General features: G+C 43.7%; 20 protein-coding genes and 1 pseudogene. 11 read left to right on the forward strand and 10 right to left on the reverse strand.

Annotation, left to right across the window (positions count from 1 at the left end; genetic code table 11):
* Positions 1 to 92: 92 nt before the first annotated feature.
* The gene (locus tag FOR85_RS08675; RefSeq protein ID WP_144297598.1) at positions 93 to 1,643 is read right to left on the reverse strand and encodes an acetyl-CoA C-acetyltransferase; all 1,551 of its coding nucleotides are present in this window, start codon (positions 1,641 to 1,643) and stop codon (positions 93 to 95) included.
* Between the two features lie 478 nt (positions 1,644 to 2,121).
* On the opposite strand from FOR85_RS08675, the gene FOR85_RS08680 reads away from it, so the two are divergent.
* From FOR85_RS08680 to FOR85_RS08695, 4 genes are all read left to right on the forward strand, one after another.
* The gene (locus FOR85_RS08680) at positions 2,122 to 3,522 is read left to right on the forward strand and encodes a 3-oxoacyl-ACP reductase (protein ID WP_144297599.1); all 1,401 of its coding nucleotides are present in this window, start codon (positions 2,122 to 2,124) and stop codon (positions 3,520 to 3,522) included.
* Positions 3,523 to 3,840: 318 nt separating this feature from the next.
* Positions 3,841 to 4,755: a MaoC/PaaZ C-terminal domain-containing protein gene (locus FOR85_RS08685; RefSeq protein WP_144297600.1), complete on the forward strand. Its 915-nt coding sequence runs from the start codon at positions 3,841 to 3,843 to the stop codon at positions 4,753 to 4,755.
* Between the two features lie 48 nt (positions 4,756 to 4,803).
* Positions 4,804 to 5,331, forward strand: coding sequence for a beta-lactamase hydrolase domain-containing protein (locus FOR85_RS08690; RefSeq protein WP_144297601.1), 528 nt, complete (start codon positions 4,804 to 4,806; stop codon positions 5,329 to 5,331).
* A 169-nt stretch (positions 5,332 to 5,500) separates the two neighbouring features.
* Positions 5,501 to 6,919 carry a serine hydrolase gene (locus FOR85_RS08695; protein WP_144297602.1) on the forward strand — a complete coding sequence of 473 codons (1,419 nt, stop codon included), beginning with the start codon at positions 5,501 to 5,503 and terminating at the stop codon, positions 6,917 to 6,919.
* 123 nt (positions 6,920 to 7,042) lie between these two features.
* Here the strand turns inward: FOR85_RS08695 and FOR85_RS08700 are convergent, their stop codons facing one another.
* The 3 genes from FOR85_RS08700 to FOR85_RS08710 form a co-directional block, all read right to left on the reverse strand.
* The gene (locus FOR85_RS08700) at positions 7,043 to 8,296 is read right to left on the reverse strand and encodes a sodium:proton antiporter (protein WP_144297603.1); all 1,254 of its coding nucleotides are present in this window, start codon (positions 8,294 to 8,296) and stop codon (positions 7,043 to 7,045) included.
* 212 nt (positions 8,297 to 8,508) lie between these two features.
* Entirely contained in the window at positions 8,509 to 10,419 is a 1,911-nt protein-coding gene (gene ilvD / locus FOR85_RS08705; protein WP_144297604.1) for a dihydroxy-acid dehydratase, read from the reverse strand.
* 179 nt (positions 10,420 to 10,598) lie between these two features.
* The gene (locus FOR85_RS08710; RefSeq protein ID WP_144297605.1) at positions 10,599 to 11,375 is read right to left on the reverse strand and encodes a hypothetical protein; all 777 of its coding nucleotides are present in this window, start codon (positions 11,373 to 11,375) and stop codon (positions 10,599 to 10,601) included.
* A 247-nt stretch (positions 11,376 to 11,622) separates the two neighbouring features.
* On the opposite strand from FOR85_RS08710, the gene FOR85_RS08715 reads away from it, so the two are divergent.
* The 5 genes from FOR85_RS08715 to FOR85_RS08735 all read left to right on the forward strand — a co-directional run bounded on the left by FOR85_RS08715 (position 11,623) and on the right by FOR85_RS08735 (position 18,906).
* Entirely contained in the window at positions 11,623 to 12,060 is a 438-nt protein-coding gene (locus FOR85_RS08715; RefSeq protein WP_144297606.1) for an HIT family protein, read from the forward strand.
* Positions 12,061 to 12,370: 310 nt separating this feature from the next.
* Entirely contained in the window at positions 12,371 to 14,416 is a 2,046-nt protein-coding gene (locus tag FOR85_RS08720; protein ID WP_144297607.1) for a BCCT family transporter, read from the forward strand.
* A 246-nt stretch (positions 14,417 to 14,662) separates the two neighbouring features.
* Entirely contained in the window at positions 14,663 to 16,702 is a 2,040-nt protein-coding gene (locus tag FOR85_RS08725; protein ID WP_144297608.1) for a BCCT family transporter, read from the forward strand.
* Between the two features lie 110 nt (positions 16,703 to 16,812).
* A complete protein-coding gene (gene dusB, locus FOR85_RS08730) occupies positions 16,813 to 17,850 on the forward strand; it encodes a tRNA dihydrouridine synthase DusB (RefSeq protein ID WP_144297609.1) in 1,038 nt (345 codons plus the stop codon).
* Positions 17,851 to 18,018: 168 nt separating this feature from the next.
* Entirely contained in the window at positions 18,019 to 18,906 is an 888-nt protein-coding gene (locus tag FOR85_RS08735) for an SDR family NAD(P)-dependent oxidoreductase (RefSeq protein ID WP_144297610.1), read from the forward strand.
* Positions 18,907 to 19,098: 192 nt separating this feature from the next.
* Here the strand turns inward: FOR85_RS08735 and FOR85_RS08740 are convergent, their stop codons facing one another.
* Both FOR85_RS08740 and FOR85_RS08745 read right to left on the reverse strand, forming a co-directional pair.
* Positions 19,099 to 19,479, reverse strand: a complete 381-nt coding sequence (locus FOR85_RS08740; RefSeq protein ID WP_144297611.1) for a VOC family protein — start codon at positions 19,477 to 19,479, stop codon at positions 19,099 to 19,101.
* 74 nt (positions 19,480 to 19,553) lie between these two features.
* Positions 19,554 to 20,366: an AraC family transcriptional regulator gene (locus FOR85_RS08745; protein ID WP_223808584.1), complete on the reverse strand. Its 813-nt coding sequence runs from the start codon at positions 20,364 to 20,366 to the stop codon at positions 19,554 to 19,556.
* Positions 20,367 to 20,446: 80 nt separating this feature from the next.
* On the opposite strand from FOR85_RS08745, the gene FOR85_RS08750 reads away from it, so the two are divergent.
* Entirely contained in the window at positions 20,447 to 21,247 is an 801-nt protein-coding gene (locus FOR85_RS08750) for a transposase (RefSeq protein ID WP_144297613.1), read from the forward strand.
* Between the two features lie 245 nt (positions 21,248 to 21,492).
* Here FOR85_RS08750 and FOR85_RS08755 read toward each other — a convergent pair whose 3' ends face one another.
* Positions 21,493 to 22,326, reverse strand: coding sequence for a cation transporter (locus tag FOR85_RS08755; protein WP_025644116.1), 834 nt, complete (start codon positions 22,324 to 22,326; stop codon positions 21,493 to 21,495).
* Between the two features lie 76 nt (positions 22,327 to 22,402).
* On the opposite strand from FOR85_RS08755, the pseudogene FOR85_RS08760 reads away from it, so the two are divergent.
* A pseudogene (locus tag FOR85_RS08760) lies at positions 22,403 to 22,477 on the forward strand (IS1 family transposase); the annotation flags it as partial.
* Between the two features lie 87 nt (positions 22,478 to 22,564).
* Here FOR85_RS08760 and FOR85_RS08765 read toward each other — a convergent pair.
* From FOR85_RS08765 to FOR85_RS08775, 3 genes are all read right to left on the reverse strand, one after another.
* The gene (locus FOR85_RS08765; protein WP_144297614.1) at positions 22,565 to 23,029 is read right to left on the reverse strand and encodes a hypothetical protein; all 465 of its coding nucleotides are present in this window, start codon (positions 23,027 to 23,029) and stop codon (positions 22,565 to 22,567) included.
* Between the two features lie 177 nt (positions 23,030 to 23,206).
* Complete coding sequence (locus tag FOR85_RS08770; RefSeq protein ID WP_025651820.1) at positions 23,207 to 23,737, reverse strand: inorganic diphosphatase; 531 nt, start codon at positions 23,735 to 23,737, stop codon at positions 23,207 to 23,209.
* Positions 23,738 to 23,932: 195 nt separating this feature from the next.
* On the reverse strand, positions 23,933 to 24,790 hold the full coding sequence (locus FOR85_RS08775) for an octanoyltransferase (RefSeq protein WP_144297615.1): 858 nt from the start codon (positions 24,788 to 24,790) through the stop codon (positions 23,933 to 23,935).
* Positions 24,791 to 24,829 lie beyond the last annotated feature (39 nt).

A 24,829-nucleotide genomic window follows, 5' to 3' on the forward strand; every position in this document is an offset into this window, starting at 1 on the left:
TCAACCAAAACAAAAAACTCCCTCTAATCATCAGATTAAAGGGAGCATTAACATTGAATGCTATTTATTGGCTAATTAACTTAACTAATAAATTATTTCTCTAGAATACAGGTTACGCCTTGACCGCCAGCGGCGCAAATTGAGATAAGCGCGCGACCTGACCCTTTTTGGTCTAACAATTTGGCAGCAGTGGCTAGGATACGACCACCGGTTGCGGCAAATGGATGACCTGCGGCAAGTGATGAGCCATTGACGTTTAGCTTGCTACGATCGATAGAACCTAGTGGTGCATCAAGACCTAGACGCTCTTCACAGAATTTCTCATCTTCCCAAGCCGCCAATGTTGACAATACTTGTGAAGCAAAGGCTTCATGGATTTCATAAAAATCGAAATCTTGCAGCGTTAAACCAGCGCGCTCAAGCATACGTGGTACTGCATAAGCAGGTGCCATCAATAGACCTTCAGTGGTACCAGATTTGCCAATGAAATCAACGGCAGCTGTTTCTTGATGGACGATATAAGCCAAAGGCTTAAGACCGCGCTCTTTTGCCCACTCATCAGTACCCAGTAGTACACAAGAAGCACCGTCAGTTAGTGGGGTAGAGTTGGCAGCTGTCATTGTTGGGTTGGCGTTCTTTTTGCCAAACACTGGCTTTAACTTACCCAGTTTTTCCAAAGTTGTGTCTGGACGCAAGTTGTTGTCGCGAGTCAGACCTTTATAAGGCGTGATTAGGTCATCAAAGAAACCGTCGTCGTAAGCACGTGCTAGGTTTTGATGGCTATTAAATGCTAGCTCATCTTGTGCTTCACGGCTGATATTCCATTCAAGTGTCGTGATGGCTTGATGCTCGCCCATAGACAGACCAGTACGTGGCTCACCGTTTTGCGGCGCATCGATCAAGTCTTTTGGGTTTAAGCCCATTAATGCTTTTAGACGTTGCTTGTTGTCTCTTGCTGCACCTAACTTAATAAGCACTTTACGTAGACCATCACCAATTGCGATAGGGGCATCAGACGTCGTATCTACACCACCAGTAATGGCTGAGTCGATAAGACCAAGGGCGATTTTGTTTGCAGAGGCAAACGTTGCTTGCAAGCCAGTACCACAAGCTTGTGACACATCATAAGTCGGTGTGTGTGGATTAAGCGCAGTGTTCAATGTCGCTTCACGAGTCAAGTTGATATCACGGCTAAGCTTCATGACCGCACCAGAAACAACTTCACCTATTACTTCGTCTTGTAGGTTGTAACGTTCAACCAAACCATCTAGAGCGGCTGTTAGCATATCAGTGTTGCTAACATCAGCGTATGAACCGTTTGAGCGTGCAAATGGGATACGGTTACCACCTAAAATAGCAACACGGTTTTGACCTGTCGCTGGTTTAGATTTATTGGCTTTCTTAGCAGTAGTGGCTGGCTTTTTAGTAGCAGCTGCTTTATCGTCGGTTGCTTTTTTGCTGGTTGTTTCTTTATTAGCAGTTTCTTTCTTAGCAGAGTCTTTAGCATTGCTGGTTTTAGCGGCGGCCTTAGTCTCAGTACTGCTAGTGTTCTTAGCAGCAGTGTCTTTTGTAGCGCTATCAGTAGACTTAACAACAGTGCTTTCAACAACAGGGCTATCAGGGTGATTGTTTTTAGTACTCATAATATTATCCTTAAAAAATATGGGTAGAAGATAAAAGGGAAAAACAAAATAAAAATAAAAGAGAAAAACATAGTACACGGCAGAGAAGGTTAGCATAAGGCGCTTTTTACGCGCTTACTGTATCTCTTTAGCAAACGATGTGACGCTAATTTTAAGCTCATGCCTTCAATGCTAATTATCAAACGCTACTGATTATACTGGTTAGTATTGACGAATAACATTGCATAACGGCGCTTTTGATAATATATTGTTATCTATAAATGCATTTGCCATAACTTATACGTTATATTTTAACATAAGTGGGGTGTTTTTAAGGCGAGAAAAAGTTGCTATCTTGTATACTGGCTTGTCTACAGATTATGATAGACAGGCGCAACTTTTGGACTTGTTTTGCATGGAAGTGTATAGTTAGAGCAATTTTGAACCTGTTTATTTATATTAATAATTTTTTTCTTCTCATCAATTATAGGATTATATTATGTCAGACCGTTATGGTGATTTTGTGCAGTCTTCTATTGGCCGAAAAGTGGCAAAAAATCTAGGCTTGCCGATGCCAGTAGAGCTAGACCGTTTTGATAGTGGTCAGCCGTCAGTACGCGGTAGTGTATTGGTTGGCCGTGCTGATGGCGACAATACTGCCATCAGTGAATCAGTTGCTCGTATTTTGTCAGACCTGCACGCTGATGTATTTGTAAACAGCCGTGATGCGGTAAAAGACGCGCTGGCTGATGCAGGCGTGAAAGCCAAAGCCAATACCGGCGGCGATGACAAATTTAAAGTTTTATTGTTTGATGCCAGCAATATCAGTAATGCTGATGAGCTCAAACAAGTGTATGAGTTCTTTCATGCAGTAGCGCGCCGCGTCGAAAAATCAGGTCGTGTTATCGTTATCGGTCGTCCACCAGAAGATCTAAAAGATATTGAAGCGGCATTGGCACAGCGCTCGCTTGAAGGTTTTGTGAAATCTGTTGGTAAAGAGTTTAAGCGCGGTATCACCGCCCAGCTTATCTACGTGGCAGAAGGCGCTGAAAAGAACCTAGACTCAACGTTACGCTTCTTTGCCTCAGCGCGCTCAGCTTATGTGTCAGGACAAGTGGTACGTGTGACTAATGGCGCCAACGTTGATGTCGATTGGACGCAGCCTTTAGGCGGTAAAACCATGCTCGTCACTGGCGCAAGTCGCGGTATCGGTGAAGCCATCGCTCGTGTGTTGGCACGCGAAGGCGCTCATGTTATCTGTCTTGATGTACCGCAGCAGCAAGCGGACTTACAAAAAGTCGCCAGCGAAATCAGTGGTTCAGTATTAACCGTCGATATCACCAGTGAAGATGCGGGCAAAGAAATCGCAGAGGCGGCGCAAAAGCGTGGCGGTTTAGATGCCGTTATTCATAATGCTGGCGTGACCCGTGATAAGACACTAGCAAAAATGGATGAGAAAAAGTGGGACATGGTTATCAACATCAACTTGGGCAGTATTGCCAAGCTAAACCGCTACTTGCTAGATAATGATGTACTAAAAGACCATGCACGTATCGTCTGCGTTTCATCTATCTCAGGTATCGCTGGTAATCTAGGTCAAAGTAACTATGCTACTTCTAAAGCGGGCGTCATCGGTTTGGTAAACGCGACTGCTAAGCAATTAGACGACGGTTCTAAAGGCATGACTATCAACGCTGTAGCGCCAGGGTTTATCGAAACGCAAATGACAGAAGCCATTCCGTTTGCCATTCGTGAAGCCGGTCGCCGTATGAACTCAATGAGCCAAGGCGGTTTACCAATCGATGTGGCTGAAACCATTGCATGGCTTGCGTCGCCAGCTTCTGGTGGTCTAAATGGCAATATCGTACGTGTTTGTGGTCAAAGCTTGTTGGGTGCATAATTGAGAGAATATAGATAAAATATTGCTCGATAAATGACTAAATCATAGTGAGCAAGCCTATATTAAGTAAGTAGGGTGTATGAGGTTTTTAAATGGACCTCACATATGCTTACGAAAAATTGCTGACAAATTGTAATAAAGCTGCCCAAGGGTGGCTTTTTTATGATAAAAACAGGTATGAATAAAAGCATGTGCCAGTAAATGAACCAGTAAACCAACCAGTAAACAAATAAGCCGACAAACGAATGCTTCACTGTTTACAAGTAGCCAGATAATTTGCTCCAGCCTCAGTTAGCTCAACCCCATTTAGGATTTATTATGTCAGACAAACATTATGATGCGTTGCCAAAAGCGCATACCACCTACGCCAATATCGTCAAGAGCTTATTGCCTATTGGTAATAACGAAAAGGTCAGCCGCGATCAGTTGCCACAAGCGACGTATTATGTAGATAATTTGCACATCGACCAAAATAATCTTGACGATTATCGTAAGATTTGTGGTTTCGCCGACAATGGCAAAATACCGATTACCTATTTTTCTGTTTTATCACAGACGTTACAAATGAATATGATGGTCAAAGAGCCATTTCCCTTTGCTATGCTAGGTTTGGTGCATGTGGATAATAGCGTGACGCAGTATCGTCCTATCGGTGAGCGTGAAACGGTAGCGATGGCGGTGAAGTTTGATAATCTACGCGACCATGCGCAAGGCCAGCAGTTTGATTTTGTCACCACGGTGAAATCAGATGACGAGGTAATTTGGGAAGGCACTTCTACTTATTTGTCACGTGGAAAAAAATCAGGTAGCAAAGATAAAAAAAGCACGCCGCGTCCAGTGACCGTTAAGCCTTTGGTGAATGAAGAAGGCGTGCACAGTATCTTTGAAGTACCAGAAGATATCGGCCGTCGTTATGCGTTTGTTTCAGGGGATTTTAACCTCATCCATCTCCATCCACTATCGGCACGCGCATTTGGTTTTCCAAAAGCCATCGCTCACGGCATGTGGTCAAAAGCTAAATGTCTAGCGCTGATGGATGAGCTACCAGATGCTTGCACGATCAATGTATCATTTAAGCTGCCTATCTTTTTGCCAGCAGAAGTAGAGCTGATCGCTGAGCCGATAGCAGCGTTAAAGAGCCCTACCGATACTTGCGAATTTGGCTTATTTAGTGCTAAAAACGACAAGCCGCATCTTGCTGGTGTGATTAAATTGCAAAGCGAAAATCAATAGATTGCGCCATATTTTTAACCTTTATATTTTATTAACCAATTATTCATTATGACTTTACATGACAATGCAACAAGCGTAGCTGCGCCCGATAACTCAGCTACCATAGATGAAGCTACTGCTAAAGATAACGGTATCGATTTGGAAAATATGTTTGAGCCGTATTTTCGCCCTGATGACAACACCATCGTGTGCGGCGCCCTCGACGACGAAAAAGTCGCTGCTTTAGCGGCGGCTGGCGTTGAGTTGGTGCTTAACTTGCAGCCAGATGATGAGCTAAATTTTGATGAGCGCGCGGCGGTAGAGCGCGCCGGTATGTATTACGAGCAGCTACCTATCAGCGGGGCCAAGGATTTAAAACAGTTAAATATATTGGCGTTTGATAACATCTTGCGTCAGTACCATGGCAAAAAAACCGTCTTGCACTGTGGTTCTGGTAATCGCGCTGGTGCAGCGGTAGCATTGCGTGCGGGCTGGTTACGCGGACGCAAAATGGATACGGCAATGGAGCGCGGGCGCAGTCATGGTTTGACGAAGCTAGAAGAAGAGGTTCATAATCGTTTATTGGTTCCACGCTAGACTCATGGCATACTAAGCATGTATGGCAAACTGTACGCGTTACATATGAGCGATATACAACAAAAAAGGCGACCAATAGGTTGCCTTTTTTATGAGCAAATTTCGTGATTAATTAGCTAATGAATTTTTTGACTATAAAAAATGTTTTTATAAATAAAGCGAGTGAATAATGAAAAATAATAATGAGAAAGCTAATAATCAAAACGTCAATACGTCTACTAATCCTGTTATTCAGCAAAAATTACAACAATTGCTAACATATTTGCAGCTTGATGACGCACCAGCTGGCGGTGCCTTGGTAGTTTATCAAGCGGGGCAATGTATTGCTCAGGCTAGTGTGGGAATGGCGCGCGCGGATTTGTCATGGAGCCCCGATACCCTATCGCTGAATTTTTCAACAGGGAAAGGGGTGTTGGCGACATTGGTGCATGTGTTGGTCTCCGAGCATATGCTTGATTATGACCGAGCGATTGCGGATTATTGGCCTGCTTTTGCCGCGCAAGGAAAAGAACAGATTACTTTACGTAGCGTCATGTCGCATCAAGGCAACTTGTTTTCGATTCAAAGTATCGATGTCGATAATGACATGGTGCTCGATTGGCAGCTCATGCTAGAAAAGGTTGCTGCTATGCCAGTAACAGCGCCTGAAGACAGCGCCTTATATGAGAGCGCTTATAGCGCCTTGGTTTATGGCTGGGTACTGGGCGGCGTGATAGAAGCCGTTACCCATATGTCATTAGCTGACGCATTGCGTCACTATTTGACTGAGCCGCTAGGAATTGCAGACAGCTGTTATTTTGGGGTGCCAGACGATAAAGTAGATGAAGTGGCTCATTTGGTTAAATATTTCCAAACAGACGAATACGCAGCCCAGCAAATAAGCAATCAGGAGCTGTCGCAAGCGCGACCTCGCCGCAGCAAACCCGTGTTAAGAGCGGATTCTGAAAATACTTTGCGTATTTATTCAAGCCTACCAAGCTATACTTGTTGGCAAAAAAGAGCGCTAACCAATCAAGCAAGCGAAAATGAAAGCGCAATGGCAGATGAGCTGCCTAATTTGGATACAGCAAAAATTAACCGTTTATACTTCAATAACAGCCAGCTTAATCTAAAAAACTATAAATCGGCTCTTGTGTTGGCTAATAAACAACCTATCGATTATTACGATAAACGGACGCTACAAGCCATCATTCCCGCTGCCAACGGCGTGGCATCAGCGCAAGCATTAGCAACTATTTATGCCATGCTAGCCAATGGCGGTACATGGCAGGGGCAGACATTAATTGACGACGCAACATTTAAGCAGCTTTCAACCCCGCAAACCACTGGCATGGACGCGGTAATGCCGGCGAAAATGAACTGGCGCTTGGGCTATCATCGCAGGTTTAGCATTTGTCAAAGTGAAGCTTCTAATATGAGCGCGCAAGGTTTTGGGCACATGGGTTATAACGGTTCGGTTGCGTGGTGTGATCCTGCGCGGCAATTGTCGTTTACCTTTATCCATAATTTTGATGTAACAATGCTCAATGATGTCCGCCAGTTTGCGCTGACGGAAGCGGTATTAGATTTGATTGACGCTGGAATCTAGTAGACGTGACTCTTGAACTTAACTCAATATTCTTGTTGCCAGTATGAAAAACAGAAATACAGGTGCTTAAAGGATAAGTAGCAACACTATAACTAACAAAAGTATTGAGGTAGTCGTCCGAAATTATCCATGGCGCGGCTTATTAGGCGTGAGCTTAAGCAACCTTGGGGAAATCAAACCATGGATAAAGATAGACGCCAAAATGACAATTGAGCAGACTATCCAAAGTTTAACAGCGTCTACTTCATCAAAGAAGCCTTGATTGAGGGCGTAAGACAGATAATATAAGGTGCCAATACCGCGTATACCGAGCGCAGAAATGGCATACTTTTCAGTATAGGGCAGCTTTAATCCTGATAGAGCAATCAATCCGCCAATCGGTCGAATCAATAATAAAAAGGTAAAGCTGACGATATAGACGCGCCATGTCAGCTCAACGCCAGCTTGCAGTCCTTGACCTAAAAACATGCCAAAAACCACAAGAACTAAGGACATCAGTAAGCCTTCTGACTGCTCAGCAAAATCGTGCAGCTTTTGGTGATAACTGTGTTCACGCTCCGAGCGCCGAAAAGCAAAGGCGGCGACAAATACTGCAATAAAGCCATAGCTGTGCACATATTCTGCCAAACCATAGGCCAGCAAGGTGAGAGCTATGACGACATAGCCTTGAGAGATGGTGGTATTGTGGCTGTATTTCGAAAAAACCAATTTTGCTAGTAATTTACCAACCACAATCCCGACCACCAAACCTGCGCCAATTTTCCACAGCACATCAGTCGTAAACCATTGCCACAGCATTTCACCTGTGAACTGCTGCCCGCCGCTATAAGCTTCTGCGACCTTAATCGCTAAATAGACAAATGGGAACGCCAAGCCGTCATTTAACCCTGCTTCTGAGGTCAAGGTAAAGCGCGGTGTATCCTCGCCGCCAGTATTGGGCGGTCCGACTTGGATACTAGAGGCTAGCACAGGATCGGTCGGAGCCAGTACCGCACCGAGCAAGATGGCCGCGCCTAATGTCAAACCAAAAGCATAATAGCCCAATGCTGCCATTACAAAAATACCAATCGGCATGGTGATAAGTAGTAAGCGCACAGTCGGACGCCATAAGTGCCACGACAGCTCAGTATCTATCTTGATACCTGCACCAACCAGCGAAACCAATACCACGATTTCGGTCAGTTTTTCGATAATTAAACCGTTATCCATCGGATTTAAAAAAGATAAACTGGTCCACCAATAGCCCATGAGTAAACCAAAGCTTACTTGCAGCATGGGCAGCGAGATGGGCGTACGTTTAAAAAGAATAGGAAACAGTGCCCCGAATAAAAAGGCAATACCGCAGACCAATAAGAATAAATTATAGTTTTCAATCATAAGTTTGGTGCACGCTATTTTTTGGTTTTAAAAAGATAAAGTTACAAGAGGTTTAATCGCTATTAATAATGAGCGCAAATGCTTTTTATTACCGCAAAAAAACGTTAACAGAACGGCAGTAGCGTTGTTTTTTGGTGAAAAAAAGCCTACATGGCGCAGGCTTTGGGTAATTCTATAAGGTTAGTGATAAATTATTGCGTTTACAGATTTATTTAACGCTCAACTTGGCTCACATCACGGACGGCACCCGTATCGGCACTGGTAGTCATAGCTGCATAAGCACGCAGCGCAGGCGAGACGTGACGCTCACGGCTCACAGGCTTCCATGCGTTACGTCCACGCGCTTCCATCTCTTCACGGCGCGCAGCAAGCTCGGCATCGCTGACTTGCATATTGATGGTACGGTTCGGGATATCAATATGAATGGTGTCGCCTTCTTGTACTAAACCAATCGCGCCACCTTCAGCTGCTTCTGGGCTGGCGTGACCAATGGATAAGCCTGAGGTGCCGCCAGAGAAACGACCATCTGTGAGCAGCGCACACTCTTTGCCCAAACCTTTAGACTTAAGATAAGTGGTTGGATACAGCATTTCTTGCATACCAGGCCCACCTTTTGGGCCTTCATAGCGAATGATGACCACATCGCCGGCGACAATTTGGTCATCAAGCACGGCGGCTACGGCAGCGTCTTGTGATTCAAAGATACGTGCGCGTCCGGTAAAGACTAAGATGCTTTCATCGACGCCTGCGGTTTTAACCACGCAGCCGCGCTCAGCAATATTGCCGTATAGTACTGCTAAGCCGCCATCGGTTGAATAGGCATGCTGAGCACTACGAATACAGCCCGACTCACGATTGACGTCAAGGTTTGGCCACTCTTTTGATTGCGAGAAGGCCTGCGTGGTACGGACGCCACCAGGAGCGGCAATATAGCGCGCACGTGCCTCAGTATTATCAGGATTCATGATATCCCATTTATCGATAGCATCTCTCATGCTTGCGCTATGAATGGTTGGGATATCGGTAGTCAGTAAACCGGCACGGTCAAGCTCGGCAAGTAACGCCATCACACCACCAGCACGGTGGACATCTTCCATATGATATTTTTGTGAAGCAGGAGCGACTTTCGACAGGCAAGGGACACTACGGCTTAGGCGGTCAATATCATGCATTTTAAAATCAACTTCCGCTTCATTGGCGGCGGCAAGTAGATGCAAGATAGTATTGGTCGAGCCACCCATCGCAATATCTAAGCTCATCGCATTTTCAAAAGCGGCTTTGGTAGCGATAGAGCGCGGTAATACCGAATCATCATCTTGCTCATAACGGCGCTTGGCCAATGATACAATCGTGCGACCCGCTTCTAAAAACAACTCGCGGCGTAACGAATGCGTGGCCAATAGCGAGCCATTACCCGGCAATGATAAGCCTAATGCTTCGGTCAAGCAGTTCATTGAGTTGGCGGTAAACATTCCAGAGCATGAGCCACAAGTTGGGCAAGCCGAGCTTTCAATCGCTAAGACATCTTCATCGCTGATATTATCGTCGGCGGCGTCCATCATGGCATCGACCAAATCAAGCTTACGAATGGCATTGCCTTTACTGTCAGTGGTATGGACGTCGCTACCGCCATCATTATTATGGCTATGAGCGACAGTACTAGCGATGACCTTGCCAGCTTCCATCGGGCCGCCAGAGACGAAAACAACAGGGATATTGAGGCGCATGGCTGCCATCAGCATACCAGGGGTGATTTTATCGCAGTTAGAAATACAGACTAGGGCGTCGGCGCAGTGGGCGTTGACCATATACTCAACCGAGTCCGCAATCAAATCACGGCTTGGTAATGAATACAACATCCCGCTATGACCCATGGCAATACCGTCATCGACCGCAATGGTATTAAACTCTTTTGCCACGCCGCCCGCTTTTTCAATCTCACGCGCCACCAGTTGCCCCAAGTCTTTTAGATGCACGTGACCGGGGACAAACTGGGTAAAGGAGTTGGCAATGGCGATAATTGGTTTGCCAAAGTCGCCATCCGTCATACCCGTCGCACGCCATAGGGCACGCGCACCTGCCATATTACGACCGCCAGTAGAAGTTTTTGAGCGATAATCCATGTGATATTCCTTACAAATAAGCGAGATTTATAAACGTCTGCAGCATCCGCTGTCATACGGATAGTGTGCTTTTTATGCCATGTGAGTACTAGTGAATAATACTAAGGCGTTACCATACCATTAGATATGGATAACTGAAAATCATTAACCAATAATCATAAAGACTTGAGGGTCAATATTTAAACGAGGTGCTCTAAAATAGCGCTCTCAAACCAAGGCAAATCGGATTTATCGGTTTCAAGTTTGGCGATGACGACTAAGGCGTGAGGCGCTGGCAAGAATTGATAGTCAGGACTGGCAGCAATAGTCAGTAGCTGTTTATCGTTTTCGGCTTGCTCATCAATACTGATAAGTGTTTGCTTAGTATTCTTATAAAGCACATCAATACGACCAAAAAACTGCCACTCTTTAAAAGCAGCAGTAAGCGCATCGGCTTCATCTTTGGTATAAATTTGCTGGGTGTCTTTACCAGTATTGGTCCAATGCAGGCGTACGGCCAATTGCAGCGCTTCGCTAAACACTACCAATGAGCCAATCACTTTGACATGCCAAGGGCTGGTGATCAGCGCCTTATCAATACCGATAAGTTTCGCTGCCTCGTCAGCTGTCATGGGGGTATTAAACTGGGCAAGTAGGGCAGGTGTTAATGAATAAGTCTGTTTAATACTGTCATCTAAACTGTCGTAATGATACAAAAAGGGCAGTGGCATATCCTGCGTCATGATTTTTTTGCTGATTTTACAATTATGGATGCGCCAACTGATCGTTTTATCAGTCAATGCTTCAGCTAAAATAATGGCGTTTGGCTCAATGCTTGACAAGGTTGACGGTGCGCTATCTTCAAGCGTTTCATTAACCGCAGTATGATTTCTCATAGTGTCATAAGCGTGGTCGCTATGAGCGTCAGTAGTGTTTGATGATTGGGGTAATTGGGTTGGCAAGGCAGTCAAATCCATAAACCTGAGGTGATTAAAATAGAGGATTAATATAACATTTAAAGCGCACGGCTCGCCAATAAATTAATCGTATCACTTATAGAATTGTTGGTAGCAAAACTCAGTAAAATTGAAAGTGGCTAGTGAATGTATCAGCCACTTGTACTCAATCCAAATTTCGTCCACTATATTTGCTGAGCTATTTACCCTTTAGTACTGATAACCACGTAATGATAAATAATTAATGACCACCAATTAAGGAATAAAAATGAGTCAAGATAATCAAACCAAATACGATGATAATAATATCTTTGCCAAAATGTTAAACGGTGATATTCCTTATCATAAAGTGTTCGAGGATGACAAAACCCTTGCCTTTATGGATATCATGCCGCAAGCAAAGGGTCATGTATTGGTGATTCCTAAGCAAAAAGCCGTTGATTTGGCCGATCTTGAGCCAGAATACGCCGCCGCTGTGTTAATGACGTCCAAAAAAGTCATACAAGCGCAGCGCCAAGTATTCGAGCGTGAGGGTATTATTCAAATGCAGTTAAATGGCGCGCAAGCAGGGCAAACCGTCTTTCATTATCATGTCCATCTGATTCCATCTAGCATCCACGAGCTAGGCCGCCATGCGGTCACGCAAGCAGATCAAGGTGAGCTTGCGGAAATGGCCAAGCAGTTAGCCGAGGCTATTGATGCTTAATATCTTAAATTAACTATTAATAATACAACCATTAAAAAAAAGGCAGCTAACAAGTTGCCTTTTTTATTGCTGAGTAATAGTCATGTAACAAACGTTAAAATAGTGTTACGAGTTCGGCACTTGCCTAGGGTTTTTGCAGAGAGTGTGATAAAAATTATATTTGCTTTATAAGCGGTTTGATAAGAGCCGAACCATCTACTGCCTTTATTCCTGCCTTTATTCGTACAAATTCATAAAGTAGGCAGTGCTACCTTTTCTTGTTGTATTTAGCTTTCTTATTGATTGTTATTTTTTGAGGACATCACTTTTTATGAGTAAATTACCTCGCTCCACTATTTTGTTACCCGTCTTTGTGCCCGCCGCCACCATTATGTTGTTATTGGTGATTGGTACAGCCATTAATCCTGAGGCAGCTGGTGAGTTGTTTAGTAAGGTATTGGCATTTACCACCGATACGTTCGGCTGGTTTTATATGTTGGCAGTTGCCATATTTTTGATGTTTATTATCGCCTTAGCATTTTCACCGTATGGCAGTATTAAGTTGGGCCCTGACCATGCCGAGGCTGAGTATAAGTTCCTTGAATGGTTTGCCATGCTATTTTCAGCTGGGTATGGCATTGCTTTGTTATTTTATGGTGTCGCCGAGCCAGTATTACATTTTGCCAGTCCACCACTCTCTACGCCGCAGACTATTGCGGCGGCAAAAGAGGCGATGCAAATTGCTTATTTTCACTGGGGTTTTCATATTTGGGCGATTTATGGTGTGGTTGGCTTGTCACTGGCGTACTTCTCGTTTCGGCATGGTCTGCCATTGTCCGTGCGCTCAACGCTCTATCCACTAATCGGTGACAAAATCCATGGCCCCATTGGGCATACCGTCGATGTGTTTGCGATTGTCGGTACTATGTTTGGTATCGCCACCAGTTTGGGATTGTCAGTCGCGCAAATTAATGCAGGTTTAAATTATCTGTTGCCAAATACGGTGCCAGTCAGTACCACGGTGCAAGTGATTATCATTGCCTTGGTGACGGCGGCGGCACTCGTTTCTGTACTAGCAGGTATGGACAAAGGGGTAAAGCGCTTATCTATCTTAAATATGGTGCTCGCCACTGCCTTGATGCTATTTGTGTTTATTGTTGGGCCTTCAGTATTTATTCTAAATGCCTTTATGGAAAACACGGGCAGCTATCTAGGTAATATCGTCGAGCGTACCTTTAGTTTACAAGCCTATCAATCGAGCGATTGGATCGGTAGCTGGACGCTATTTATTTTTGCATGGACCATTGCTTGGGCGCCTTTTGTTGGGCTATTTATCGCCAAGATTAGTCGTGGACGTACCATTCGTGAGTTTGTTCTTGGTGTAATGCTGGTGCCAACGTTGTTTACCTTTTTCTGGTTCTCGGTATTCGGTGATACTGCGCTACACATGATTATGGTCGATGGTTATGAGGCACTGATTAGCGAGGTACAAAACAACCAAGCCATTGCGTTATTTAAGCTATTAGAGCAATTACCATTTACCCAAATTGTTTCATCATTGACTGTGCTATTGATTATTACCTTTTTTGTGACTTCATCGGACTCAGGCTCATTGGTGATTGACTCGCTCGCGGCGGGTGGACGTAGCGATACGCCATGGTGGCAGCGTACGTTTTGGGTCGTCACTGAGGGTGCCGTCGCGGCGGTGCTACTTATCGCCGGTGGTTTGAGTGCATTACAAACTGCCGCTATCGTCAGTGCCTTGCCGTTTGCGGTGATTATTTTGATCTCGACCTTTGGTATGTGGCGAGCGCTGCGTATCGAAGGCCATCGTAACGAGAGTTTGGCCAACGACAATCATTTACCGCCGCATCTGTTAAAACTAGACGCTTGGCGTGACCGTATTGATTATATGACCAATCAGCCAACGCGCGATAAAGTACTGGGTTATATTAAAGGTACAGTGCTATCGTCGATGCAAGAGGTGGCAGAGAAATTTGCCGAAACCGGCTGGTTACCTGAGGTCAATTATGATGAGATTAATAATCGCGCCGTACTAGAACTAAGACGCGGGGATAATGTGGAATTCTGGTACGAAGTGCGCTTGTCAGAGCACGAGGTGCCTGATTATTACACCGAAGATATGGCCAATGAATTACCACAAGAGCATCATTACCGTGCCGAAGTTTATCTGCGCCGCGGTGGACAGACCTATGATTTATATGGCTATCAGTCTGAATCGGTGATTAATGACATCATCGATCAGTTTGAAAAGTATCTACACTTTGTCAATGTTTCGCCAAATATCTTGCCGTGGCGTATGCAGCAACATGATGATGACATCACGCTGGAGCAAGGCAGTGTGTTTGATAAATAAATGTGTATTCGTGTGATAAAAAAGGCAGCTAAGCAGCTGCTTTTTTCGTTAAATAGCGATGTTTTTCAATATTAATAGACAAAGCAATATTAATAAAAAAGCAATGTTAATGAATAAAGCAATATTTTTTATCATTATTAGGTAATGTAACTATTGGCTCAGTGATTTAAAATTTATTTGAATAACTGGGCGTTATATAACAATATTAGACGCATACCCAAATTTAAGATTTTTTGAGAATTTTTTATGAGTAAACCTCGCTCTACTATTTTGATGCCAGTATTTATACCGACGGCCATTGTCATGTTATTGCTGGTAGTGGGGACATCGGTCAACCCACAGCTGGCGAGTGGCTTGTTTGTCCAAGTACTAGAGTTTACCACCGAGACATTCGGCTGGTTTTATATGCTAGCAACCGCGCTGTTTTTGATGTTTGTGGTGGTGCTCGCATTTTCGCCTTATGGCAGTATAAAGCTCGGTCCCGATCATGGTGAGGCACAGTACAATTTTATTGAATGGTTTGCGATGTTGTTTTCGGCAGGGTACGGGATTGCTTTGCTATTTTATGGGGTAGCGGAGCCAGTGACGCATTTTGCCTCGCCGCCGCTATCAGAGCCACAAACTATAGCTGCGGCAAAAGAAGCCATGCAGATTGCTTATTTTCATTGGGGGTTTCATATTTGGGCAATTAATGGCGTGGTCGCTTTAACCTTGGCGTATTTTGCTTTTCGGCACGGTTTGCCGCTATCGATGCGCTCGACGCTGTATCCCATCATCGGTGAAAAAATTCATGGACCTATTGGTCATGCGGTTGATGTGTTCGCCATTTTGGGTACTTTATTTGGTTTGGCCACCAGTCTTGGCATTTCAGTGTCGCAAATAAATACGGGACTCCATTACCTATTACCAAGCATTCCAGTCAATACAACCGTGCAAGTAATCGCCATTGTCTTGATTACGGGGTTGGCCTTGATATCAGTGCTTGCAGGTATGGATAAAGGAGTCAAACGCTTATCTATCTTAAACATGATACTGGCAACGGCGCTGATGCTGTTTGTATTTGCGGTAGGGCCGACGATATTTATTCTCAACGCCTTTATGGAAAACACGGGTAGTTATCTAGGTAATATTGTCGAGCGTACCTTTAGTCTGCAGGCGTATCAGCAAGGCGATTGGATTACCAGTTGGACGCTATTTATTTTTGCGTGGACGATTTCTTGGTCGCCTTTCGTCGGTATTTTTATTGCGAAAATTAGTCGTGGTCGTACCATTCGCGAGTTTATCGTTGGCGTGATGCTAGTACCTACCATCTTTACTTTCTTTTGGTTTGCGGTGTTTGGTGATACAGCACTAAATATGATTATGATTCAAGGCTATGAATCGCTGATTACTGAAGTGCAAAATAACCAAGCGATTGCTTTATTTAAGCTACTCGAAAATCTACCGTTTACCCAAGTGGTGTCAGCACTTGCTGTAGTACTTATCATTACCTTTTTTATCACCTCATCCGATTCAGGTTCATTGGTGATTGACTCGCTCGCAGCGGGCGGTCGTAGCGATACGCCGGCATGGCAGCGTACGTTTTGGGTATTGATACTTGGCGTTGTTGCCTCGGCGCTGCTCTTAGCAGGTGGCCTGCAAGCGCTGCAAACAGCGGCAATTGTTAGCGCCTTGCCCTTTACGGTTATTATTTTGATTGCGATGTTTGGCATGTGGCGAGCGCTGCGTATCGAAGGTCATCGCAATCAAAGCCTGGCCAGTGACAATCATCTGCCGCCGCATCTGCTTAAACTAGATGCTTGGCGTGACCGCATTGACTATATGACCCAGCAACCAACGCGCGATAAAGTACTTGGTTATATTAAAGGTACGGTTTTATCGTCGATGCATGAAGTTGCAGAAAAGTTTGCCGAAACGGGTTGGTTGCCTGAGGTGAATTTTGATGAGGTGAATAATCGCGTGGTGTTCGAATTGCGTGGCGGCGACAACGTTGAATTCTGGTACGAAGTTCGCTTGTCAGAAAACAAGCTTCCTGACTACTATACGGAAGATATGGCGAGTAAACTGCCGCAAGAGCATCATTATCGGGCGGAAGTTTATCTACGCCGCGGCGGTCAAACTTATGATTTGTATGGTTATCAACCAGAATCGGTGATTAACGATATCATTGATCAATTCGAAAAATATTTACACTTCATCAATGTTTCGCCCGATATCTTACCGTGGCGAATGCAAGCTCACGATGATGATATTACCTTGGAGCAGGGCAGTGTATTTGATAAATAATCGTCTTGCCATTAACTAGCGCTGAATAAATGATTTGTTGAATAACTTGCAATATACGCACGAACCCTTAGAATAACGGCTTGTTTTCACTACGAATCAAGCCGTTTTTTATGCTTATAAATAATCCCGTGTCTAATCAAGCATCAGCAGAAGCTAATAATGATCATCCCTTATTACAACCATTGGTCATTGGTGGCTTGACGATTGAAAACCGTCTGATGGTCGCCCCGATGGCTGGCGTGACCGACAATCCGTTTCGTAGACTGTGCAAATCCTTTGGCGCGGGTCACGCGGTGAGTGAAATGATTATCGCTGATACTGCACTTTATGCGCGCAAAAAATCGCTCTACCGCGCCAATTTTGATAACGAAATAGCGCCTATTTCTGCGCAGATAGCGGGCGCAGAACCGGATAAATTGGCAGAAGCGGCACGTTATCAAATTGATAATGGCGCGCAGATTATTGATATCAACATGGGCTGTCCTGCCAAAAAAGTGTGCCGTAAATTGGCAGGATCTGCGCTCTTGCAAGACGAAGATTTGGTCGCGCGCTTACTGGATGCGGCGGTAGGAGCCGTTGATGCTCCTGTGACCTTAAAAACGCGTTTGGGGTTTGAAAATGGCCGCGAAAATATTTTGCGCGTGGCCAAGCGAGCAGAGCAGGCGGGTATTGCTGCGATTGCCATTCATGGTCGAACGCGTGAGGATATGTATACTGGGGAAGCGCGTTATGAGCTGATTCGCGAAGTCAAAGAAAGCATTAATATCCCTGTGATTGCCAATGGCGATATCGATAGCGCGCAAAAAGCGCAGCGTGTCTATGAGCTGACCGGTTGTGATGCGGTGATGATAGGGCGTGCTGCGCAAGGGCAGCCTTGGATATTTCGCGATATCGAGCATTTTTTGCGCTCAGGAGAAGTGCTTGCTGCACCTAGTGTGAGCGAGATAAAAGAGATTGTCCTAGCGCATTTGCAAGAGCTATATGAGTTTTACGGCGAATATTCAGGCTGCCGAATTGCTCGCAAGCACATTGCGTGGTATACCACCGGCATCCCTAATTCCAACGCTTTTCGCCAAGCCATGTATGGTGAAGAGAGTACCGCTGGGCAGTTTCGCGTGGTCGAAGACTTTTTACACGCGCACGAATAGCAAGAAAAAACGGTCAGTTTAAGCAATCCACTTGATAATAAATACCTAACTGCTAATATTCATGATATTAAATGCATTTTACGGCTTATTTATTAACTTCAATCCAATTATATTTGTTATGCTTTAGGCGAACATTAACGGAAGTATCATTTACGAAAAGGATCTTTTATGGCCAACCCCTCAAAAAAAGCAATCAGAAAAGCGGTTAAAGACAAAAACGTGATTATCACAGGAGCATCCAGCGGTATCGGCGAGCGTACAGCCTATCTGCTCAGTGAATGCGGCGCGCATGTTATCTTGTTGGCGCGTACCGAAGACAAATTAAAGGCTGTTAAAGACAGTATCGAGGAGTTTGGTGGTAAGGCTACTTACTATCCTTGTGACTTGACCAATATGGATGCTATCGAATCAGTTAGCGCACAAATTTTGGCAGATTTCGGTCATGTAGACGTCTTGGTCAATAACGCGGGTCGCTCAATTCGTCGCTCGGTGCACGAGTCTATAGATCGTTTCCATGATTTTGAGCGTACCATGGATATCAATTACTTTGGCGCCGTTAAAATAGTGCTTGGATTTTTGCCGACCATGATCGAACGCCAAACTGGACAAATCGTTAACATCTCATCGATTGGCGTATTGGCGAACAGTCCGCGATTTGCCGCTTATGTCGCTTCAAAATCAGCATTGGATGCCTTTAGTCGCTGCTTGGCTGCTGAAGTAAAAGGCGATAATGTCACCATTACCAATATCTTTATGCCATTGGTGCGTACGCCGATGATTGAGCCCACTAAGTTATACCGCTACATGCCTGCGCTTATGCCGGATGAGGCGGCGATGATGGTTGCCAAAGCGATTGTCCATAAACCAAACAGTATTGCCAGTAACATGGGTAAATTTGCCTCAGCGACTTACTCATTAGCACCAGCAATTAACGTTGGTATTCAATCGATGGGTTATCGTATTTTCCCAAGTACTCGTGCTGGATTGACTAGCAATAAAAAACCAAACCTTGCTCAGCGTGCCTTTGCTAGAATTTTACCGGGTGAGCATCACTAAGATAATATGCCTGATGAATTTAAAAAAGAGATGCTACGGTATCTCTTTTTTAATATCTTGAAGTTATTCGTAATTTATATGAATTGGTAGGCGGCGAGGTTTATTTACCATAACGCCCGTTATAGGAACAATATTAGGATGGATATTTCTTCCAGTTAATTTACTACCCGTTAATAGTAGAGTGGTGCACTATCACTGCACTGGTTGTGTATAGGTAACGATATCGATAACAACGCCATTAGGGTCAGTAATTGCAAAATGCCTGTCTCCCCAAGGCTCATTTCTAATCTCAACATCGATAGTTATACCTTTTTGCTTTAGTTGTTCATATATTGCTTCCACATCATCTACTTCTATAGTCAGGTAGACGCCATGACCAATGAAGGATGTCTGAAAAATAGGATTTTGACTCGGATGATTTGGAAGTAGAAAGCTAATCTCAGCGGACTCGTTAGGAGTATGCATGAGTAGATAAAACTCATTTTCAAAACGGATACCAAAATTTAGTATCTCGCTATAGAAGTCTTTTGTTTCTTGTAATTTATCTGTAATAATGCCAGCATTTAATTTCATATTATTTCCTTATTTAATATTGAGGTTATTATGATGTTATTAAGAATATTTGGATTGTAGAAATCGGACAGGCTTCAAAGGAAGGCTTTAGACGGGGTAATACCGTAAAAAGATTTGAAGCTTTTAATAAAATGTGCTTGATCAAAGAAGCCTAGATCTAGGTATAACTTATCATTTTTCAACGTTTGCTTTGAGGGAGTAGCATTAAGTATGTACTGAAATCTGACAACATTACTGAACTCTTTCGGTGTTGTGCCGATATAAAAATTAAATATCCGCCTGAGTTGTCGAGAGCTTAGATTGGTACTTAAATCTGTTTCAGTATTTAAAAAACCATGCTCCTTAAATATCAGAATTAGAGCATGATAAAAACGCCAATCTAGGTAGGAACCTTGAGTATCAACCCTTTCCAATAGTCTGCTATTTAATAATGTTAAAATATTTTCAAAAGACTTCGTTGACTGTAGAGTGGTTGCGATCCAATTCGAAAAGTCAGGTAGTATTGAGTTAAGCACATGAGATTGGTTACTTAACGTTTTTGCATCTATACCAAACAACATTGGGAAAGCTGCGGGCAAAAAGCGAATACCTATATAATCAAAATCTTCACCAATAGGAAATTCAATATGCCTGCGACAAAAACCCAAAATAGTACTATCACAAGTGTATCTTCGATCAAAAAATATATCGATGCAGCCGTCTGCAACAACCAGATAATTATAAGAATAGCTTAATTTATGATTAGATTTTAGCTGCCAGAAACAGTGGATATAGCTTTGTAATGCTTCTGTAGGAAGAATTTCCTGATATAAAATTTCAGAGTTTTTAACCTGCGTAGTAGGTTGAATAGGTTGATAAAAAGCTCTTATATTTTCGAGTGTTTGCATTGTTAGTCTCACATGTGTTTATCAGAGCCTTTCCTAAAAAGTGTGTAACTGCTTATAATCCACTAACAGGAGAATAAGCAATGACTAACCAATCTGACATCAAGAAACTGGCTGAGCAAATGGCTGGTAGCATGAACAGCTTTGATGATATCAAAGACTTCCAAAAGCAGCTCATGCAATCGTTTATCGATACTGCCTTAGAGGCTGAGATGGAAGACCATCTCGGCTATCCCAAGCATGAAAAGGCGGATAAACCTAATAAGCGTAACGGGCACACTAAAAAGAGAGTCCGCAGTGACATAGGCGAGCTTGAGATCTCCACCCCCAGAGACCGCGACAGTAGCTTTGAGCCTGTACTTGTCAGTAAGCATCAAACCCGTATTAGTGGCCTTGATGATAAAATTATATTCTTTTACGCTAAGGGTCAAACCACCACTGAGATCGTAGAGAGCATTAAAGAGCTCTACGATGTCGACATCTCAAGCAGCTTGGTTTCCAGAGTCACTGACAACATCTTGGATGACATCACCGCTTGGCAGAACCGGCCACTGAGCAGCGTCTATCCTATCGTCTACTTAGACTGCATTGTCGTCAAGTCTTGGCGCAATAACTGGGAGGGCTTAACGGTGTTCTTTGAGTACCCGAAAGACATCAGAAAAGCCATCTATACCACCAATGCTATCGAGTCGCTAAACAGCGTGATTCGAACGGCGGTGAATAAGCGTAAGGTGTTTCCCTCTGATCAGGCAGCATTCAAGGTAGTATATCTGGCAACCCAGCAGGCCTCTAAAAAGTGGTCGATGCCAATCCGTAACTGGACGTCTGCTTTAAATCGCTTTATGATTATGTTTGATGACCGTATCAGCAAGCATTTAATCTAAACGGCAGTTACACAGAATTCGGGATGGTCTCCCACCAGATTCTTATCAAAGACTTCATCATCTATTATTCGCCAAACGGCAACTTGCTGATGGTCTTTGGTGGTGACTAGATTTAAAGTTTGTTCAATCATTGCTTGAGGTCTCATATCCTTATGATGTTTATTTGCTTCAAACCCAGTTACTTTACACTTAGCGGTTTAATTAAGCTACTTACTTGAGCTATTTGCTTCAGTTATTAGGCTTGGCTACTTACTCAACTTCAATATTCTAAAGGCGCCCTGAATAACTAAAGCAAATACGATGCTACCAATAATCAAATCAGGCGTACTAGAGTGTAACCAATTAACCAAAATCCCTGCAACAATTACCCCTAAATTGATAATCACATCGTTTGAAGTGAAAATCATACTGGCTTGCATATGGGCTTCTTCTTCTTTGCTTTTCGATTTTTGTAGTAAATAGAGGCAAATCGAGTTTGCAATTAGCGCAAGAATCGATATGACTATCATGGTAGAAAAGTCAGGTAACTGCTCATTGCCAAAGAAACGTCTTAGTACTTCTAAAAAACCAAGAATCGCTAGCGTAATTTGAAAATATCCGGCAATTCTAGCAATCCGTTTTTTCTTAATGACCGTTCCACCGACCGCAAATAAGCTAATTCCGTACACGAAGCTATCTGCTAACATATCTAAGCTGTCGGCGACCAACCCCATCGAACGAGAAATCAGTCCCGTGCTCATTTCAATAATAAAGAAAGCAAAGTTAATGACCAGCACTATCCATAGTAGCTTTCTTTGCTCAGCATCTTTTTTGTGACTAGAATCAGCATCAATTTTAAAATTATTGTTGGGATCAGAGGGGTCAATGGTTTCGGTCGAGAGTAGGGTGTCTCCTAATTTTAGGTCATGAATAGCAGTCTCTATCCCTTCTATATTGTCATGATGAAACACAGTTAATTGACGGTTAGGAATGTCGAACTCAAGATGTTCAATATTCGAGTGGCCCTCTAATTTCATTCGGATTAGGTTTTCCTCCGAAGGGCAGTCCATCTTCGATATTTTAAAAGTTGTTTTATTCATAGCTACATTTATATCCGGGTGGTGGTTCAAAAAGTAGGCTGGAAAAAAACAGGCTGAGAAATTGATAAATAGTGAAATGCAAATGACACTATACATCAAATGCCCAGCCTGTCTAAGTGACAATATAAAGAAAAATGGTTTCAAAAGCTATACCCCAACGGAACCAGCAATTTCACCCTTAAAACCTATTAACAGACCACTTAAAACAGACTGCTATAATGGAACCACTTATAACAGGCTAGCCAAACACACGCCACATTATCCAAAATAACCCTGCCATCACCGCAGCAATGACCAATAGCCGCTTTGCCCAATAAGGAATAAGCGGTTTTTTATAGCCCAAATCATTAAGCTGGCTGTCAACGCCGTCTTGTAGACTTTGGAAGCCTTGCTCAGAGGGCGTGCTTTTGACTTTACTTCTAATCAATTGCTCAGGCTCTTCTTGCACTTGTTCTCTATCAAAGCTAAAAGCTTGGCTTGGGATACCTTGTTTATTGGCGATAGTCGTGAGAGTTTGCTGCTGCTTGTTCTTTAGCGCAAGCTCGTAAGCATCTATGCGAGATTTAGCGGCATCCATACTGATATTTTCATCAGCGGCCAAGGTTTTAATTGCCTGCACCAAATTGCCTTTTTCGACCATCATCATCACAGCTTTTGGCAGTTTTTTATTGGCGGGCGTTGAGCCTGAATCAGAGTCGAACATGACAGTCCTTATTTGGGTGAGATACTAGGTAGGTGAGGGTATTATAACCATTTTATCCCCGCAAAATTCAAGCAAAAAAATACCGCAACCATTATCATGTCTGCGGTATTTTCATAGCGCTTAGCGAATTTTAATAAAAAATTGCCATAAACGCTTGTTTAAATTATCTAGGATAATTTATAGGTCTTTCCAGCGTTGGATAGACTCTTTGATGACTTCTTTAGCTTCTGCAACGTCACCCCAAGATTCGACCACCGTTGTACCGGCTTTTTTAAGGTCTTTATAGTGGCTAAAATGGAATTGTAATTGGTTGATCAGCTGCTTTGGTAAGTCTTCTAGGCTGTTGTAAGCATTGCCTGTATCACGGTCGTCAGCCGGTACGACGACGATTTTGTCATCGACTTCGCCATCATCAACGAATTTCATCACGCCGATAACTTTCGCTTTTAAGAAAATGCCAGTAGGCAAAGGCTGTTCTGTGATGATAAGCGCATCTAACTCATCGCCATCTTCATCAAGGGTTTGCGGGATAAAACCATAGTTACAAGGTTTAGCAAAAATCTGTGGATCAACACGGTCAAGCTCAAAAACTGCCAATTCGCGATTCCACTCAATTTTATGGCTGCTACCAGTTGGGATTTCTACGACCACATTAATGATGCCACCATCGACGTCGCCTGCGTCCAAAATTTTATTAAAATCTGCCATAAATTGCTCCAAGGTGCTTTTGTTATGAATGCTTCAATGATAAAGGGTTAGATGTTGGCGCGCTAAGGTTATTGCTGCGCCCAATTTGTGCGCCTGCGATTATAACAAGTTTGACTCAAATTTTCTCACAATGCTTAAGTCTAAGCGTGCACGATATTATGCAAAAAAGGATTATGCAAAAATAGTAATTAAAAACTATTTAGGAGCGAGGGCACGTAATTGGATATGTCCAGCATGACGTTTGGCAATATTATCGATAAGTTTTTGCGTCACTTGTTCATAGCTTAAACAGTTGGTCATTGCTGGCATAGATTGCTCTGCTGCCTGCGCTGCCAGTTGTTTATCCTGCGCTTGCTTATCCATGGCGGCAAAGTCAGCCAGTCGTAACATTTGCATGCCCGCATAGCCGCACGGATTAATCGCATTAAAGGCCGATAAATCACAATCTAAATTAATCGCGACCCCATGATAACTAAAACCATGCTTGATTTTAAAGCCAAGTGAGGCAATTTTACCGAGCATAATGGCGTCATCAATCGGAAGCTCAGTGACTGGTTGAGCCTTGTCATTGCTGGCAGTATTCAGATGGCTATATAAATAAACCCCGGGCGCATCGCGGCGGGCATGGGCGCTGATAAGACTGCTATTAGACGCGTGGCTTTTTAGGCAGTCATTGACCACATCTTCAATCGCTTGCTCGGCGTGCGATACCATGTTACGCACACTCCAGCCCAGACTTTCCAAATCAAACAACCAATAGATAACCAACTGTCCATGCCCGTGCCATGTCACCTGACCGCCGCGGTCGGTCTTGATAATCGGGGTATTGGTACGTTGTAGGATATGCTCTTCTTTACCGGCTTGTCCAAGCGTATAGACATCATTGTGATCGACAATCCATAGCTCATCAGGCGTGCGTAGACCTTGCTCTTTTTTGAGCGCGATACGTGCTAACGTACGCGATAGCATAGCATCAAGGGTAGGGACGTAATCAGCAGCTGAGAGTGATTTGCTGACCAGCATATCATTGAGTGGTTGCGCGGTATTTTGCATGAGAGTGATTGTCTTATGTTTTGGTTATTAAAAAAGGGG

The organism is Psychrobacter sp. YGAH215 (assembly GCF_007280595.1).
GTDB classification, from domain to species: Bacteria; Pseudomonadota; Gammaproteobacteria; order Pseudomonadales; family Moraxellaceae; genus Psychrobacter; species Psychrobacter faecalis.